Origin of the sequence: Mycoplasma simbae ATCC 49888, from assembly GCF_000702705.1 — a bacterium.
GTDB classification, from domain to species: domain Bacteria; phylum Bacillota_I; class Bacilli_A; order Mycoplasmatales; family Metamycoplasmataceae; genus Mycoplasmopsis; species Mycoplasmopsis simbae.
In genome coordinates this window covers 46,119-65,236 of record NZ_JNJG01000006.1, presented here as the reverse complement: position 1 = coordinate 65,236, position 19,118 = coordinate 46,119, and the positions used below count along the sequence as shown (strand labels likewise).

At 31.4% G+C, this 19,118-nt stretch carries 14 protein-coding genes; 9 read left to right on the top strand and 5 right to left on the bottom strand.

Translation table 4 applies throughout. The annotated features are described in order from the left end of the window. Positions 1 to 28: 28 nt before the first annotated feature. The 5 genes from T329_RS03780 to T329_RS0101915 all read right to left on the bottom strand — a co-directional run bounded on the left by T329_RS03780 (position 29) and on the right by T329_RS0101915 (position 4,510). Positions 29 to 1,141: a cell division protein FtsZ gene (locus T329_RS03780; RefSeq protein WP_051630132.1), complete on the bottom strand. Its 1,113-nt coding sequence runs from the start codon at positions 1,139 to 1,141 to the stop codon at positions 29 to 31. Between the two features lie 9 nt (positions 1,142 to 1,150). Then, entirely contained in the window at positions 1,151 to 2,308 is a 1,158-nt protein-coding gene (locus T329_RS0101930; protein WP_029608762.1) for an MAG3720 family protein, read from the bottom strand. Between the two features lie 15 nt (positions 2,309 to 2,323). After that, positions 2,324 to 3,226 carry a 16S rRNA (cytosine(1402)-N(4))-methyltransferase RsmH gene (gene rsmH / locus T329_RS0101925; protein WP_029608761.1) on the bottom strand — a complete coding sequence of 301 codons (903 nt, stop codon included), beginning with the start codon at positions 3,224 to 3,226 and terminating at the stop codon, positions 2,324 to 2,326. Next, complete coding sequence (gene mraZ, locus T329_RS0101920; protein ID WP_029608760.1) at positions 3,226 to 3,657, bottom strand: division/cell wall cluster transcriptional repressor MraZ; 432 nt, start codon at positions 3,655 to 3,657, stop codon at positions 3,226 to 3,228. The genes rsmH and mraZ overlap by 1 nt, the downstream gene beginning before the upstream one ends. Before the next feature lie 181 nt (positions 3,658 to 3,838). After that, positions 3,839 to 4,510 carry a potassium channel family protein gene (locus tag T329_RS0101915; protein WP_029608759.1) on the bottom strand — a complete coding sequence of 224 codons (672 nt, stop codon included), beginning with the start codon at positions 4,508 to 4,510 and terminating at the stop codon, positions 3,839 to 3,841. A gap of 257 nt (positions 4,511 to 4,767) precedes the next feature. On the opposite strand from T329_RS0101915, the gene T329_RS0101910 reads away from it, so the two are divergent. From T329_RS0101910 to T329_RS0101870, 9 genes are all read left to right on the top strand, one after another. Continuing rightward, a complete protein-coding gene (locus T329_RS0101910; protein ID WP_245595523.1) occupies positions 4,768 to 6,108 on the top strand; it encodes a TrkH family potassium uptake protein in 1,341 nt (446 codons plus the stop codon). Continuing rightward, positions 6,101 to 6,541, top strand: coding sequence for an MAG0130/MAG3770 family membrane protein (locus tag T329_RS0101905; protein WP_029608757.1), 441 nt, complete (start codon positions 6,101 to 6,103; stop codon positions 6,539 to 6,541). Before T329_RS0101910 ends, T329_RS0101905 begins: the two co-directional genes overlap by 8 nt. 169 nt (positions 6,542 to 6,710) lie before the next feature. Beyond that, positions 6,711 to 8,408: a hypothetical protein gene (locus T329_RS03775; protein ID WP_051630131.1), complete on the top strand. Its 1,698-nt coding sequence runs from the start codon at positions 6,711 to 6,713 to the stop codon at positions 8,406 to 8,408. Between the two features lie 99 nt (positions 8,409 to 8,507). Beyond that, complete coding sequence (locus T329_RS0101895; RefSeq protein WP_084273866.1) at positions 8,508 to 9,353, top strand: MAGa7180 family putative nuclease; 846 nt, start codon at positions 8,508 to 8,510, stop codon at positions 9,351 to 9,353. Beyond that, positions 9,322 to 11,655, top strand: a complete 2,334-nt coding sequence (locus T329_RS0101890; RefSeq protein ID WP_029608754.1) for a UU173 family protein — start codon at positions 9,322 to 9,324, stop codon at positions 11,653 to 11,655. The genes T329_RS0101895 and T329_RS0101890 overlap by 32 nt, the downstream gene beginning before the upstream one ends. Before the next feature lie 8 nt (positions 11,656 to 11,663). Next, entirely contained in the window at positions 11,664 to 12,122 is a 459-nt protein-coding gene (locus tag T329_RS0101885) for an L-threonylcarbamoyladenylate synthase (protein WP_029608753.1), read from the top strand. 9 nt (positions 12,123 to 12,131) lie between these two features. Then, positions 12,132 to 15,131 carry a transglutaminase-like domain-containing protein gene (locus T329_RS0101880; RefSeq protein WP_029608752.1) on the top strand — a complete coding sequence of 1,000 codons (3,000 nt, stop codon included), beginning with the start codon at positions 12,132 to 12,134 and terminating at the stop codon, positions 15,129 to 15,131. Positions 15,132 to 15,283: 152 nt separating this feature from the next. Then, positions 15,284 to 15,955, top strand: coding sequence for a hypothetical protein (locus T329_RS0101875; RefSeq protein ID WP_029608751.1), 672 nt, complete (start codon positions 15,284 to 15,286; stop codon positions 15,953 to 15,955). 171 nt (positions 15,956 to 16,126) lie between these two features. Continuing rightward, positions 16,127 to 19,072 (top strand): hypothetical protein, encoded by a 2,946-nt coding sequence (locus tag T329_RS0101870; RefSeq protein ID WP_029608750.1) that lies wholly within the window; start codon positions 16,127 to 16,129, stop codon positions 19,070 to 19,072. Positions 19,073 to 19,118: the final 46 nt, after the last annotated feature.

The following is a 19,118-nucleotide window of genomic DNA, read 5'->3' as shown; positions in this document are numbered from 1 at the left end:
TAAAAAAACCAGCTAATGCTGGTTAAGATTAGAAGTTGGGAATTTTGTCTCGGTTGATCAAATCGATATCGCTAAAGAATTCACCTTCGCTTCCGAATATATCAATTCCTTTAGTTAATTCATCAATATCTTTTTGTTCTTGTGTAATATTTTGCTCATTTTGGTTTTGTTGCACTTCATCATCAACGCTATCACCACCCTGTTCAGTAGCTATAAAGCTAAATTTAAAGCATTCTGATTTAGGATCTTTACTATTATATGAGCCAATACCTAGTTTAGTGTCAATTGTTGCGTCCATATTGAAATGTTCTAACACCGAATTTTTTAAACTAAGCACATCAGCATAAGAAGTGTATTTATCCAATAAATAATGGAAAATTAAGTGTTCATAATGTTGTGGTTGTTCGAGAATTGAGCATGAATTTAGTGCTAAATCAAGTGCCAATTTAACTTTGTTTTCGCCACTTGCTTTTGCACTCGCCATAATGATTTTGCCACCATTTTGCAAAATGTTTTTAAAATCATTAAAGTCAAGATTCATTAAGGTTGGTTGATTAATTATTTCACTAATGATACTTAATGCATTCGCTACATTTTCATCAGCTAATCTTAAAGCTTGAGCAAAAGGAAATTCTTTACCTTGTTGCATTAATGCTGCGTTGCTAATAACCATATATGAATTCACGCATTCTTTAATTTGTCTTAGGCCAATGCTGGCAATTTCACTGGCACGTGAACCTTCTAATTCTTGCATTGGCGTAGTCAATAGTGCTAAAGTTAAAATACCCTTTTCTTTTGCTTTTTGAGCAATAATGGGACTAGCACCAGTTCCTGTACCTTTACCTAATCCCGCAATTAAGATTAACACTTGTGCATCTAAAATTGCTCCTTCAATTTGTTCAATACTTTCTTGAGCGCATTGGGCCCCAATTTTTGGGTCACCACCAGCACCAAGGCCATTGGTTGAAGTACCTAGGTAAAGTTTGTTTTCTACTTCGCTTTGTTGCAAAATTTGAAAGTCTGTGTTAGCTACTATTAAGTCTAAATTTGCTATGTTTTTGTTTGCTAGCGAGCCAACAATGTTGTTACCCGCTCCACCAACACCAATAACTTTAATTTTGATTTGTTGATTAGATTGCATTGAGCTCCTTTAGGCATTTTCGTTTTTAAACATGGTTAAGACTTTTTGCATGAATGTTTTTGGTTTTAAATTGTCAATATCGTTTAGTGTTTGTACTAAATCAACACCTTTAGTTCCGCTCACTAATATAGCTGAACCTAAAAATTGTGCTTTTAAAATTTGTTCATTGTGTTGATTTGCGCTAAATGTTGAAAGTTGCAAATTAGTATTTGTGGCCAGCAAATACTCAACAAACTCAGCATCAAAACCTTTAATTACGTACTCAATTTGTTGATTTGATTCGTAATTGTTTTGATGTGAAGCTTGCACCAGTTGCAAAATGTTTTTTAAGGTTTGACTTAAAGCCATAAAAATTATTGTTTCTTTAGTGTTTGCATTTAAATTAGCTATATGGTAACGTCAATTCGCAATCACCGCATTGACATATGCGTGTGTTAGCTCAGTTGAAATTGCATATTTTTGTGCTATTTTATTGAAAAAACTATCGAATTTTAAAGTTTTAATTTCACTGTATAAAGGCACATTATTGAAAAATCCATTAATTGCTATTTTATTAAAATCAATTTGTACTAGCACATTGTGTGCATCTTTATTTTGCGTTGCATTTAAGCAAGTGCTTGAAAGCATTACTTTGTCTAAATTGACATTTTTAGCATTGAATAGATTAATTACATTGGTATAAAGAGCATCTTGTTTACTTACTATGGTTAATGAATGATAAAAAGTGATTTTTGATGCGTTTTTACCGATGGGAAAAACGCTATATCTTTTTATTTGCGACTCATTTAAGCACTCATACATGTATGCTTGCTGATTTAAGGTAAAAAAGTCTTTATTTTGCTTTGAAGAATTTAAATATTGTTCAAAAGCTTGTTGATGTAAAGCGTTAACTTGCCCATTAACTTTTAATTCTCATGAATTTCTTAAGATATGGTGTTGCAATAGCTCATCATCAAAAATAAGTGCGTTTTGCAGTGTATATTTTTTATTGTTTAAGTGTTTTTTAACAAAAGATTTGGTTTGATCAATTAACTCGTTAAGTGCTGCAAATTTATTTGCATCTACGCTTGTGCTAAAGATTGTGCTAAATGTAGCATTATTGATGTAAACAATGTTTGCTTCAAATTTAGCTTTAGTAATGTAGTAATTAACAACAAAATTTTTCATTTAGCACTCCTTTCGCTAGATTAATTTGGTTAAAACTCTTAGGCGTGCACTTCTTGAGCGTGCATTTTCTTCAAGTTCGTTTTTACTTGGGTCAATAACTTTAACTTTGTATTCTTTGGCTTCGTTAATTGGCATTTTGGCAGGTAATTTATCTTTAATTAAATTACCAAAAAAATGTTTAACGATGCGGTCTTCTAATGAGTGAAATGTAATGATGGCGATTGAGCCATTTTTACTGATTAACTCAGTGCATTGACTTAATAATTCACGCAATGATTCAAGTTCATTATTTACTTCAATTCTAATTGCTTGAAAAATTGCTTTGCAAGGATTTTTTGCCTTAACAACTTTGGCTGGCAAAGAGTTTCTAATAATGTCAGCTAATTGCAATGTTGTGTCAATTGGACGATTTTGCACAATGGCATTCGCAACTAGACCAGCTAGCTTTACCTCTGCGTTATCGATTAAAATTTGTCTAATTTGATCAACACTGTAATTGTTAACAAGATAGTGAGCATCTAATGTTTGCTCTTGATTCATACGCATATCAAGTCTGGCATCTTTGTTATAACTAAAGCCACGAATGGCATTGTCAATTTGTGGCGAAGAAATTCCTAAATCAGCTATGATACCGTCCACTTGTTTAATTCCCAGTTTATTTAGCTCTTCAGTAATATTTTTAAAGTCTGAATGTACTAATGTGAAATTGTTGCTGATTTGACTTAGAAGTGTGCGACTTTTCTCTATCGCGAAAGCATCTTTATCAAAAGCAACTAAGTGTCCGCTTGTAAGCTTAGCTAAAATTTTTGAGCTGTGCCCGCCCATTCCCAGCGTTAAATCAACATAAATGCCATCAGGTTTGATATTCAATGCATCTATAGTTTCATTAAGCAGTACTGAATAATGATCTTGTTTCATTATTTCTCCCTATTTGCTAGTGCTTGAGCAGCTTGTGCTAATTCTTGTTCACTAATTGAGTTGGTGTAATTTTCATAGTTTTCTGCACCTCATAATTCCACAGAGTTACCTACACCGATAAAAATTACGTCTTTTTGGATAGCTCCTTTGCTTAGTACTTGTTTGGGCAAAATAAAGCGAGATTGTGAATCTAGTTCTACATCGTGAGTGTTACCTAGTCATCATCTTTTTAACAATCTGGCGTTTTTATCATAAATGCTTTGCGATGTTAAATCTGCAGTCAATTTAGCAAATTCATTTTCATCACGCAGCTCGATAATATTGTCCATGCCAACAGTCAAGTAAAACTTGCTACCTAAGGCATCACGCAGCTTTGCTGGTAATGCTACACGGTTTTTGGCATCGATTGATCTTTCATATTGTCCGTACACCACTTTCCTCCACTATCCACCACTATTGTACAACAATTCACGCACGCATATAGCAATAAAATTGATAATTTTACAAGTAAAAAAATCAAAAAAATAAAAACGCAATTTTGGGCATTTTTAAAGCCAAAAAATAGCGTTTTTTTAAAATTAAAAAAATATAAAAAAGTGGTAAAAATTACCACTATTCTTTGTTCAAAACCCCAAATACATGAGTTACGTCGCTAACTTTACCCAAAATTGTGATTAAATCACCTTGTTGCAAAATGCTAAAGCCACTTGGTAAAATGCTTTCAGCACCTCTTTTAATTAAAACAATGCTTACGCCTTTTTCCACAAATTTACATTCTTTTAAAGTTTTATTAACAAATTTTGAGTTAGTTAAAAGTGTTGTTCCCATCACAAAACCATCACCTAACTCTTGTAAACCTAATGAATATTTAGCAAAGTTAGGATTAGCTGCTAGCAAAGCAGTTCTAATTCCAGCTTCTTGCTCGGGTCTAATTATTACTTTCACGCCAATTTGTTGCAACACATTGGCGTGACGATCAGATTGGGCACGTGCAATGATATTATCAGCTTTAAGTTCAGTTAAAGCAGCTACAATTTCAATATTATCATTGGTTGCCACTACCACTATATCCATATCTTTAATTCCTAAAGCTTTTAATGATTTAGTGTCAGCTGCATCTGCTAAAACTAGTTTGTCAACACTGTCGGCAAAAACTTTTAAGTTTTTTTCATCTTTGTCAACTACTAGTAAAGATACCTTCATTTTTAAAAGTTGTTTAATTACGGCTTGGCCAAAACGGCCTGCACCAATAACGGCAATATTTTGGATTGAATTTTTGCGCATATAACTCCTTAATATTTATTAATAATTATAATATTATAAAAATATAATGTATTAAAATTTAGAGCATGAGAAAAAATGATATCGGCAAAAGATGGCGCGATTCAAGATTTCGATCTTTTTTTGCTTCGTCAATGCATTGAATTAAAAAAATTTCAAACGTTCGTATTATCTTTATCACTTATCTAAGCATCATTATAATTTCAAGTTTATTTTTAGTCAGTCCGCTCAGCCAAAGTGGTAAAGTGCAAGTGAGCTATATGGACGCTATTTTTACAACCGCTTCAGCTTTTAGTGATACAGGTTTAGTTACGGTAGCTTCCTACAATACTTGAAATATGTTTGGTCAAGCTATTATTGCGTTTTTAATTTTAGCTGGCGGAATTGGTATTTTTGCTTTAAAAATCTTTTTTATAACACTGCTTTTTCCAAAAGCTAAAAATTCAATCAGCGAAATGGGGATTATTGCCCACGAACGTGGCTCAGATGAGTTTGGAACCACTAAAAAGATAATTTTTAATTCCGTAGCCACACTTTTAATCATTACTTTAATTTCAGGAATCTTTTTATCGTTTTATTTTTATTTAGCAGCTCCACGAACCATAGGTTCAAGCGAGTTTCATGGCGAATATATTTCACCTCAATATGACTGAGCTTTGGCCTTTAGATATGGCTTTTTCCACTCAATTTCAGCTCTTAACAATGCTGGCTTTGACATTATTGGCCAAAATTCGTTGTTGGCTTATTATAACAACATTGAATTACAACTTTATTTTGCTTTCCTATTCATCATTGGTGGGCTAGGTTTTCCAGTTATTTACGATTTAATTGGCTTTGTTAAACACAAAATCAAAAACCGCAAAAATCACTCCAAATATGTTTTTAAATTAATCACTAAACTCTCAACTGCCACTTATGCTATAACAACTTTAATCGGTTTTGTAGCCTTGATGTGTTTTGAAATGCCTGCTAAACAAGAACTATTTTTCAACAAAGAAGTTTATGGTAATTGAGCTCAAAAAACTTGACAATTGTTCTTTTTATCAATTTCTACGCGCTCAGCTGGCTTTAGCACCATTAACATTGAACACTTAAGTAATGGTTCAATTATCATGATGGCTATATTGATGTTTATTGGTGCTGGTCCTGTTTCGACGGGTGGGGGTATTCGTACCACCACAATTGCCATTTTGGTAATGGCAATAATTAATAAAATTACAGGTCGATCATCGGTAAGAGCATTCAAACGCCGAATTCCTGACGATACTGTTAAAATGAGTTCAATAATTTTCTCAATTTCAGTACTTTTAGTGTTTGTTTGGTCTTTAATTTGTGCTTCAAGTTTATCTACATATGGCGGCAAATTAAACGCTTCTAGCTTTAACTTTGCTCACTTAGTTTTTGAAGTTTGTTCAGCGTTTGGTACATCTGGGCTCACCGTTGGCGTAACGTCGCAACTAAATATTGTTTCCAAAATCTTTATTATTATCATTATGTTTATTGGTCAATTCGGCATTAGCAGTACAGTGCTTGTATGAGGAAGTAAGAAAAATAATGCCTTTAGCTATGAATATATTCACGAGGAGGTGATGATTGGCTAGTCAAAATTTCAATGCAATTGGCTTAAGCCAAAGCCAATTGGATAAAATCCTTAAACGGGGAAAAAACAAAAAATTACACGCTTTTTTAATAACAATTGGCATACTTATAATCTTAAGTGTTGCAGTGCACATGGTTCCAAGAAAATTTATTCCTTGAGAAGCAGGTTTGGGAATATTCGTAGCACAGCTATTAATCATGATAATTGTTATGTTTGAGCTTTATTATTCACGTATATGTATTCTTCTAAAAAATGGTTATGAAAGCTCTGATGATAAAGTGTGAACTAAAGCAATTCCCCAAGCATATTCAATTAGTATGGATGTATATATTGCGTTTATAACATACAACATTTCATATGCCAAAGGATACAAAATTACTCAACATCAACGCGAAAAAATTAGCAATTACTTAGCCAATGCTAACGTAATTTAGCTAATTTTTTATTTGTTTATTGATGCAAAAACAATCTCAATAAACACACTTAAAACAGGTTCAATAAAACAAGACAAAAAAGTTGAATATTTTTATTGTTTTAATTCACAAATTTTCTTTTTTAATATATCATTAGATATATAAATTACATTAGTAAAGGGGAAAAATAATGGCAACAAACAAACAATTATTAGTTAAATTTTACCTAGCTGAAAAATTTGACAAAGACAGAAACATGTCATTCAACCTTAAAAAACAAGGTCTAAAAACACACCAAAACTTTAAAACATTCGAAAAAGCCTTAACTTCATTCATTGAAAAATCATTAGCAACTAAAGCACCTACAAGAGTATGATTCCACCGTGATGGAGCATTCAGAGGTACTGCAACTGTTGAACAATGTGAAATTATTCTAAAACGTATTAAACAAGATCAAGTTCAAGATCAAGACGTAATTGAATACATCAACAAAGAAGACTTAGTTGACAAAGCACCTGCGAAAAAACAACCTTCAAAAGACAAATTCTTTAAACTATTGGAAAATGCTTCAATTTACGCTGATATTGAAGACAAACCAACACCTAAAGAATTATCAGCTGACAGAATTCATGCAACAGTTGATCTAGATGTTGAAGTTGAACAAATCAATGTAACAGGTGACGCTAACGCATACGTAACATACCACTTCACAAACGGCAAAGAAGTTTCAGATTCAAGAGTTGCGAGATTTAACTACGCAAAATTAGCTCAAAATTCAACAATTTTAAGCCCATCTGAACCAGCTATTTGCTCATTTGGTTTTGGTTCAATTGTTTCAAACGCATTAATTTTTGCTCAAGTTGACAAAGATTCTTCAGCTCTAACACTATCTGCTCCTCAAATTCAAACAGATGCAGAAGTTGAATTATTAATTGAACAAATCAATGTTTTAAGCAAAGATAAAGCAATCGTAACTTACAAATTCACAAGAGATGGACACGTTTCACAACTTTTCGTTAAAGAATTTAACTTTACAGATAGAGATTTAACATTAGATAGACTTTACGCTAGAGAAGTTAAAACAGATTACTTAACACAAGAACAATTTTACTTGCTAGTTGCTGACGCTAAAGTTTATGCTGAAGTTGAACAAGATTCAACAGCTTTAGGTTTAGGTTCACACGTTCTAAAAACCACAACTGACTTAGATTTAGTTGTTGAACAAGTTAACGTATCAAGCAAAGATGTTGCTTTTGTTACATACCACTACGCAAAAGATTCATTTGTTTCACAATCACAAACTGTTGCTTTTGACTTTAGAGGTCGTGATTTAACAAATTCTGTGTTATGAGCTCAAGATTCAATTTTAAGCGAAGAAGAATTTGTACAATTAGTACAAACAAGTTCAATTTATCTAGATATTACTGACCAACCAGCATTGATTGAAGTAGGAAGCTTGCATGTTAAAACAGATTCAGCTTTATCAGTAAACGTTGAAGAAATTAATGTTACTTCAGATTTACATGTATATGTAACTTACTACTTAAGCGCTTCTGGTCTAAGAAGTAATTCAGCCACAGTTCTATTTGACTTTTCAACTGTAACAGCAGATACAACTAGATTAAACCCATTTGTTGAAGCTCAAGACACTAACACAGTTGAAGTTGAACAAGAAGTTGCTAGCCAACCCGAAGTTGTTGAAGAAGTCAAAGAAGCTAAAGCAGAAGTTGTTGAACAAACACAACCAGTTATTAAACCAGTTGAAGTTAAAAAATATGCTAAACCAGCTAAAAAAGGTATTGGTTTTATTGAATGATTATTAATCTTTGTTCTTTCAGCAATCATTATTATTGACATCATCGTTATTATTCTTTACTTTTTAAGATAATGTAATTACATTTAAACTCGCTTTTAGCGAGTTTTTATTTACGTTTTTGTAAAAAAGTATTATATTTTATGTAATAAAATATATATGCAAGGAGCAAAGATGCGTAAATACAACGGTGTACACTATGATTTAGATCAAAAAAGTCAAACTTTAAAATTAAAAAGCTTTTATCACGAAGAACTTTTAGCCAATCCCGCAGGCTCGCGTAATGGGTTTAAAAAATTTGGTGGTTCTTCAATTGGCAATATTTTTGAAACAGATGCATTCAAGGGCCAATTTTTAGCATTTTTACACATGGCTCGTTTAACTCCACCAATTTTGCAACGCAAATATGTTAAAGCCGGTGAAGCGGTAGAGCCAAAAGTGTTTGCACTAATGCAACAAAAATTTCCTAGCCTTGATATTCAACATATTGAAGCCGCTAAAGTAGGTTATGATTATTTTAAAAACACGCACCAAATCGTTGGTGGAGTGCCAGATGGCTTAATCCCTTCTAAAAAAATCGTGTTAGAGATGAAAGCTGTGCAAGCTAAAAAACAAGCTCAATGAGAACAAAACAATAATATGGACGTTCCTTTAGACTACCGCAAGCAAGCAGAGCTATACGCTTATTTATTAGGTTATCCAATTTATGCCATAGTCGCTACTTACTTGCAAGAAGAAGATTATTTGGATCCGCAAAACATAGATTTAAACCAACGCAATATTGCTCAATACAGCTACAAAGTTGATGTTAATAAAGCCAAAGATGATTTAAATAAAATTGTAGAGTTTTGAACTTATTATGCTCGCATTGGTATCAGCCCTGTTTATGATGCTAGACGCGATGCAAAAGTTGTTGAGTATTTAAACTGCCACAATGAAGATGAATGAAGAGAAGTGTTTGAAAAATGAAAACGTTTAGGAGAAGTAGATGCAGATATTACCTTTGAAGAAGTTAGATAAAGATAAGACTAAAGTTATCAGCTTTAGTCATTTTAAATCAAGCTATACATGCCAGCCTTATTTTATTTGAGCTGAAAAAGATGCTAATGGTGAGGTTAAGTTTATTCCTAACACTGACGCTAATGGCTTTAGCCTTAATCCAGCCTACACCCCAACTCAACAAAACGATTCAGTAAGTCACAATTTTGATTTTTTAGAACAAATCACCAGCGACGAAGAAGATGAAGAAGCCACAATGTATGATAAACACTACCAAAAAACACTAGGTGAGTTTTTGAGCAGTGATTGAAACTATGCTAGCGAAAACAAAAATTCTTTTGCTTTAGCTTATAAATTAGCTGTGGATTTTTTAATTAAAGAATTAAACATTGATCTTGAGCAAGTGAGTTTTAATACACGCATTTTTCCAACTAACTTATTGCACAATGCACCAGATTTATTCAATGAATTTATTGAAAATAACGCAAAAACATTGCTAATTGATCCAACTTTTACTTATTTAGCAAACACCCAACAACAAATTGATTTTGTGGTTAAAGCTAGTGCTTTTGCCTACGATAAAACCAGCTCAACAATTTATTTGCAAAAAGCTAAATCTAGCACTAGCCTGGATGATTATTTAAAAGCATATTTTATTTATAATACTGCGCTAAAAATGGGTGTAAAAGTCAAAAATATTGCTTTTATTTTGTTTCATTATGATGCTGATATTTATAAACAAGGCTCAATTCCATTTTTAATTTCACAAGGTTGCTTTTCAAGCAATACTGCGGGATCAGTAAAGCGCGAGGGTATAAGCGCAATTAAAAATGATCAAGAAGTGTATTATAAAAACTTGATATCTTCTGGTTTGGCCTCGCAAAATGCATACTGTGAAAATTTGGTTTCTACAATTTTTAACTCAGTTAAATATTCTAAAGTTTGATCTAATCCTAACGTGTCACAAGTGGCAAAATGACAGCAAGAAAATAAAATTATTGATCTAAAAGAAGCTAAACATAAATTCAATGATTTTGACCAAACTATTGATAATATTATTCAAGCTTATTCTGTGTCTTTACCAATATATTCTGAACTTAACGAACAAAATAAATGGCAACTGTCTATGCCTTTAGATACAAGTTCATGAGGCAAAAATCCCGAACTAAAAAGAATTACTTCATTAATTTTAGGTGAGCAATATCTTTATTCTACTGGTTATGGTGGTACCGGTAATGCTCTAAAAATACTGGATCAAAAATTCATTAACACCCATAAGCAAGAAGTTAAAAAACTATATGCTTTTCCTAACTATTTTACTGATAAATCACTAGAATTGTTGAGTGAATTAATGCGTCAAGATGAAATTATTGTTTGATACGACTATGAAGGTGTGAGTTCAATTTTAACAATATTTGATGGCTTAAAATCATATCGCCAAATCGCACACCAAGTTTCAATAATTGTTACCCAAAACGGTGAACACATTTATCAAGAAGACATCTTAAAAGACCCCAAAAATATTACCTTAATAGATTTAGTTGATGTAATTTTGGCAGTGTATCACAATAAAGCGGATAAGTATGTTGTGTTTAATAAAAGTTACGAAAACACACGTAATTTAGAAATAAGGGATTTAGTTGCTAAACGTTTTGAACAAAAAGATGTACAATTTATTGAGCAATTAAAATTACGCAATATACATAATCTATTGGATTTTGAGTCTATTGTTTTGCACATTCGTGATCATACTATTGATTTATTAGATTTTTTTACCCAAAAATGTGAACTTGATAACCAAGTATTTTACGTGTCTAATTATGTTAAACACTCACTAATGCACAAACCTAGCTTTGAGCTAGATTTTGCAAATTTTAGTGGCACTAAAGATGAATACAAACAGCTTTGTGATTCATATCGCTTGCAAACATTTGCTAGTAAAGATCTAAAATCAATACGTATTATGGAGCTATTAGGCTACACCAGTATTAAAAAATTAGAAAAATTAATTTCTAAAAGCGGGTACAAATATCGCAATGAAATTAAAGAATATGCTGGCTTAGAAATCAAAAATGGTTCGATGGCCTTGGAATTAGCAGCTAATCGCTGCACTGGTTTAACTGGTGATTTAGAATGAAACGCCAAAGTTGAAAAACTCAAAGAATACTGTCACAATGATGTGATAGCAATGATAGTAGTTTATGAATTTATCCTAGGTTTTATTGGCAATGTTTTTACCAATATACACGATTTAGAGTACAAAATACCAAACTCAAAAACATTTGTTGTTGATTTTGAAACCAAAAAATTAACACTAAAATAAGGAAAAATATGGCAAATTATGATGATTTATTTATCACCACCACTGATACAGTTTGTGGCTTAGGTGGTCCTATTAACTCAACAACGCTCCAAAAAATATATGAATTAAAACAGCGTCCATTGCACAAAAAAATTATGATACTAGTTGGTTCTATAGAGCAAGCTCGCCAGTTTAAAGAATGAAATGAGCAAGCAGATGAATTTGCTCTACAACATTGACCAGGACCATACAGCGTGGTGGTTAATGATCAAGGTTTTAGAATGCCTAATCAACAAGGGTTGATTGAATTTTTACTAGCTAATGGCCCAATGTATGTGACTAGTGCTAACATTTCTGGTCAAACACCTATAGACATTAATCAAGCTAGCCAAGTCTTTCCGCAAGTTAAAAAAGTACTTAATTTTGGCACACCCAGCGGTCAAGCAAGCATGATATATTGCGTAGAAACTAACAGTTGAATCAGATAAGGAGTCAACATGAAAAAAAGCAAATTATTTTTGAATTTATGTTTATCAGCATCAACAATTACACTATTTTCAACCAGCTGTGTTCAAAAACACACTCCCCAAGAATCTAAAAAGGAAAAAGAAGCTGATACTAGAGGTATAGCTCCAAGCAAACCTATTGTTCCAGACCCAATTAACCCCAAACCCATCACCCCTCCCACAAAAGAGAAAGAACAAATTAAGCCAGAAACAAAGCCCAATCAGCAAGCACCTAAAGATGGCGACAAAGAAAGCGAAAAACCATCGCAACCTCAGCCCGAAAATCCAAAAAATGAAAATAACATTCAAGGGAACAGTCAACTTCCAAAAAATGATCAAGATAATTCGCATCAAAACACAGAATCTACATTCAAGCCTAATGATCAATATCAATTAGAAAAAAATGAGCATTATAAAGATGATATTGATTATGATTTAAATCCAACCACTAAAGAACGCATCAATCATGCAAGCATAATTGATTGAAATAATGTGCAAAATTACAATAAAAACAGTGTTTTTTACAATGAACTTGAAAATCAAAAAATTGTTTTAACTACCAGAGAATCAAAAATAGGCGATAGTGAAGCGGAAGTTAAAGAGCTAAAAAAATTATTCCAGCAATTAATTCAAAGTAACGACATATATGCTTATAACGTAGCTCAGTTAAATTTTGATGCACGTAATATGACTAAGGCATTGCTAGAATGATTGCAAGAAAGCTGAATTGATCATTTATATGTTGAATTTAGCCTAAGATCAATTTATTTTGAAACTGAAACTGCAAATGGTGACCAAGTTTTAAGCAACCCCAATTCAAAAACACATAAAGATAGTTTCATTAGACTAAAAACAATTGAAAAATTACCAAGTAGCATCAAAATCGACTGAGTAAATGAAGGCATTGATAAAGATAATTACTTAAATTTTATTAAAAATGGTTTAGCACAAATTAGCGAAGGTATGAGCGATTTGGACAAAGTTTACGCCATCACCCGTTATGTTTGCGATTACATTATTTACGATGATCTAGCAGCCTATCAAGATCTTCAACACGCCATGAATACTCGTAAAGGAGTATGTCAACAATATGGGACCTCTATAGCCTTATTGCTTCAATTAGCAGGCGTTCAAGCTGTTCCCAAACCTTCTGGCAATATGTTGCACCAATATGCGTTCGCTTATTTTGATCCTAACGGCGGAAATGATAAAAAATGATATAGAGTTGATGGTGCTTTCATCGACGATGGACGCGCAAGCCAAGAAACAAACAAAGACATTTTTATTCATAAAAATACACGTAACTACATTGATTCATTAGCTGCTCCACATGTTGGTATTTCCGCCTATACTGATGTTGGGTATGATTTATTGCGTTATTTACCATGAGATTTCATGTTTAAAAACAATGAAATTGCTAAAGAAGATTTTTTTAACAAAAGTTTTTTGAAATTAACTGATAGACCATCATATCAAGAAAAACTTGCAAGATATTTCTACAGTAATGGTTATTGATACATGATTACTAATCGTCAAATGGAAGGCAAATACAACCAGCAAAATTACCTTTACCGTATCAAATCTAATTCAACTGAGCTAGAAATTGTAAAAAGAGGTAAAGATAAGCTAATTGAAAGTGATAAATTCGCTGATTTAATCAATTTAGATGGCTTTTTCCACCGAACTTATGATCATAACGGCTTGTTATACTTATTTCATAAAAATACTGATGGTGAAGTAGTCATTGATATTATTGATTTAGTTGAACAAAAATCAGTACTTAAAGACATTAAAATACCTGATTTACTAAGTGAAACAGATAAATCCAAATTTGACAAAATTACGACAATGACTCAGATTAGATTGGATATGTTAAGTCAACAGCTTCATTTTATGGCGGAAGGAACTAAAGATAATAGTAATGTTCAACACACCACTTCAATAAATCTTTTAGATGCAAAAGTTAATGAAAAATTGTCATATACAAGCAAAAAAGAACACAATAGTGATGATTTATGACGTAAGCTAATTTCAACTCGAGCTACACTTGGCACATATATGTTTAGTGAAAGCGCTAAAGTTTACACTCACAAATCCAGCCTAAGAGAAGAATTCAAAACTCTTGAAAAGCAAATTCAAGCTAACCGTAAAAGTTACACTAAAGAGCAAATTGAACAATATTACAAAAAACTTGACGAAATTATTGCTAAAATCCCTCAAAACCAATGAATTATTGAGTCTAATAAACTAAAAATAACTCAGCAATTGCCAATGAAAATGTATATTGATAAAACACACTTAGATCAGTATGGTTACCCAATTCCTTTTGAAGTTGCTAATGGTTTTGATTACTCAGAAAATCAACTTCAACATATGCTCTACGATGTTTACTATTCAAGTTCAGCTATTGATACAAATAGTGTAACTTCCTTGACCCCAATACTAAAAGGGGTGTTAAAACGAGATTTAAAATTAACTAAAAATAATATACACGCAAGTGACAACGGTTATATTTTGATTAAGGCCTACTACCGTGGCAATGAAAACAAAAACGTAATTTGATCACAGGCAAGCCAGGTTGTAATTGATCAAAATCAAACTCATTTCACTTTATTTAATGAAAGCCCAAGCAATAAATACTATAAATGACACAATTTATACAAAAATGAGCAACAAAGTGAATTGAATAATAACTACAGCTTTAAATTCATTTTTAACATTAAAAATTACAATAATATTAGCAACCCTATTCAATATAAAGTTATTTATAAAAATGGCTCAAAAATTGAAACAGTACAACAAGGCTCTATTAATGCTCAAGAGTCTAATTCAATACAAGTTAATGTTGATAAAAGCCAAAGAACATCTGGTTCATATTATCTAGAACTAACATTTAACCATAACAATGAAACATTGGTCTATAACTCAAAACATTTTCTTGATTTTGAAGTTGCAGATTTAAACAACTCTGATTTGGATAAATTTTATTAATAATTTTGCAATTTAATTATTCATTTAAATCGATAAATTATATTGACACTTAACCAGTGTCAATTTTATTGCTCATTATTGTCTATCCGTTTTTAAATTTAGCTGTTTTAACTTATAATTAAGATATAAATAAAATAAGTTAAGGAATTAAAATGGAACTAGAAACAAACCAATGACAAGCTAGATATATTAAGTGATATATGAAAAAACTAAAATTAGACAAACTAGGTCTAATTGAATATATTAAAAAACACTCTATTAAGTTATCAAACTTTTTAGTAATGGTTAATTTATTTAGATTGGCAAACGATGCTATCGGTGACTTTAACAAGCTTAGAGCTTATGAATACGGCGCAATCTATGCAGGAGTATACAGAGACTTTCAAACAAAAATTGATGAAGACTATGTAGACCAAATCCTACGTGCAAGCGATGCTAAAAATCCAAAAAGTTATGAAATCTTAGAAAAAGCATTCTTTTATGTAAGTACAAGCAAAAACTTTGATTTTATTGAAAAAATGCACGATTTTGACTTTTGAAAAAATAAAATCTACCGTGCTGACAACAGCATTAGAAAAAATGATGTGAGTGAACAAGACAAAGCTAAACTAAAAAGAATTTATGATGCTTTACCAGCCAACGCCGCAGATTTAGATTTTATCTTCATTAATGACTATCACTTTGTTTGAGACAAAAAAGATGCTGAATGAGTTAAACAAAATTATGTTAAGCTAATTGAAATGTCAAGACAATATGATTTAGTAAACCCAGTATTTGTAGCCCCTGAAAAAAGCAAAAGCAAATGCTCAAAAACTACTCATTAATTAATTTATAACTTCACAAATTGTGAAGTTTTTATTAGCTTTATAATAAGTTTTTTCGCTGTGTAAATATGTACATAAAAAAGCTTTTTGTGGCATAATTTTCTTATCCATTACGCGCAAAATACTTAAAGAATAAATTTGAACAATCTTTTAAATTTAAGGAAAGATAAAATGAGTAAAAAATACAATACAATTTTTGTGTTATCGATTGCGGCATCGGTTTTGACAACCACAGCGGTTTTATTAACAACCGCAACAAAATCACAGCTAAATATTAATGCCAGACAAAATAATCAAAATGAATTAGATAAACATATCCAAATACTAACTAAAGATATTGCTTTTGTTGATAGCAATAATATTTCTGAGGCACAAAGTGATCAGTTCAAACAAGATTTGCAAAATGCTAAAGCAATTCATGCTAAGTTTACCGGTTCAAAAGATGCTTTTGCAGCGCAAAATGCGGCTAAATTACAACAACTTGATCAAAAAATTAAATTACTTGAAGCTAAACTTGCCAACTCTAAACATAAAAATAATGTAGATAGTCCAATAGATTCAAAATTAGACGAATTAGAAGCTAAAATTAACGCTCAACAAGCAAAACTTTCTTCTGCAACTTCTGCAAAAGCTTATTTAGATGTTTTTAACTCGGTCAAAAAAATAAATCAACACGATATTGAATCGTTGCGTCAAGCTGTATCAAATTCCAATAATCAACAAATTAAAACACGTTTTGATTCTTTAAGTGCGAAAAATAATTCAACACACACAAATTCATTGAATAGAATTAAGGAATTAGTGAGAAATGAAATTAATGCACTGAGCTTAATTTCGACAGATTCTAAAAACATAAACTATGCAACATTAGATTCCACAACACTACCTGAGCAAGCCTATAAACTGTCAAGTGATCTAGAAAAATTGAATGATAACAAGGAAGAAATTAAAATAATTATTAACGCATCAAGTCTATTGTCTACACAGCAAAAAACAGATTTTATTAATAAATTAACACAAGCAAATGATATTGAAGCAATTAATTCAGTCTACAAGGAATTTTTGACCAATATCTCATTTAAAGCTAGTGCAATTGATGATTTATGAATTTTGAATTTGTTCTCAGTCGAAATAAAAAATAAATATAAGAATCAAATTATTGAGCAAGGTGCAGATGCGCTTATAAACGTAATTAGAAATGATTATAACAACAAATTGCAAGCACTTGAGGCTATTCATGGTTTCAATTCATTAGCACATAATGTGCTAAGTCATTTTGAGAATCTAATTGTGCATGCTGAAGGTAATGATAATTATGCTGAAATTGTTGCGAGCGCACAATCATTAAATCAAAAAATTATAGAAGCAACTAATGAAATAAATGCCATTACTTTGTTATCTCAAACTCAAAAAAGTGAAATTATTGGCAAAATTTCTAATCTAACTGAACCCAATGCTGTTACACGCGAACTAACAAAAATAAAAAATACTGCCGACGCTATGGAAAATACGTTAAACCAAGTAAATAATGCACTTGAGCAAGCAAGTTTTGATGCAGCCACTAAACAAAGTATTAATAATTTTGTAAAAAATACGAATGTTGAAGGCTACAAACAATCTATTAATTTTGAAGTTTATGCTCGCACAATAAATGATTTAATTAATAAAATTAATAGCACAACTTCAACTCCACTTTCACAAGAGCAAAAACAAAAAGTGCTAGCAAAATTAGCTAAAGCTGTAAGTATTGATGATTTATTAAAAGTTCAGTTTGATTTTAAAACCGAGTCTGAAAGAAACAAAGCAAAAGCTCGTGTTCAAAACAATTCCTATCCAGAAAGCGGAAAAAAAGAACGAATTATCACTAATATTGAGCAAGCCAAAGATATATATTTAATTAAAATAGCTGAACAAGATAATGATAGGGTCAACTCTAAAGACCAAATGAGATACACAGCACAATCAAATATTAACAATCTTGAATATATTTCTCAATCAATTAAAGATGAGACGAATAGATATTTAAATACACAAAATTCTCAAGACACATTTAATGCTAAGCTGCAAGAGCTAACAGAATTAAACAATGCTAAAAAATCTCTGTGAGAGCAATTAAACATCAATGAATCTAACTTCAATAAATTTATCTTGTCACATTATAAATATGAATTTTTGAACGCTAAAACTGCAGATGAATACAACAGCGTATTAAATTCGATTAGAGAACAAAATAATAATGTTGATTTGGCCTTAACTGTTATAAATTGATTTACACTAATGCCTGCTCAAGCTAAAAATGATTTTAGGGAATATGTTAAAAATGTTGATAGTTCAAGCAAAATTGAACAATTAATAGGCAAAATCACTGAAATCAAAGCGTCTTTTGATGCAACTCAAGAATTTATTCAACACTCGCAAAAACTTTCACAGCAGCAAAAAGATAGTTTTAATGCTGAATTAAATGCAATCAATAGTATTGAGCAACATAATGAAATTTGAAATAGAGTAAATGTAGCAGTCAATTTAAGTGAAGTAAATTCTATTTTAGCCGAATTAAATAGTTTCATTAGCGCTGAAAGAAAGATTCAATTTAATGAAATGACAGCTAAATCAAGGACTTTACTAGATTCTAAAACGATTTTAGCAAACGCGCATTGGTACAATGGGTTAATTAAAAACCGAACTAAATATTCAGCTTCTTTATCACAATTAAGCAATGCTTCAAATGATTTAAAATCAACATATGAGGCTATTATTACTTCAATGAGTGAAATTGATGTTGAAAATGAAATCGAAACATTTAGCAATTCTAAATCTAGCTTAAATGCTTCAAAAACACAAGTTATTGATAAGTTGAAAGCATCCCAAAATCTAAGTCAAGAGTTTAAAAATATGTTAATAACAACGCTAACTAACGTTGATTCGCAATCTTATTTAGATAAAATCTCTGCTTATATTGCTAAATTTATTGAACGCAAAGCAAAATACTTTGACTTAATTAATAATTCATCATCATTTAGTCAGCAACAAAAGCAAGAACTAATTCAACAACTAGATCGAGTTATGAATTTATATGATTTTGTCAAAATTGAGCGTTTAATAAATCTTGCTTCATAATTAAAACCGCGTTGCGGTTTTTTTATGCTATTTTACGCAAATTCAT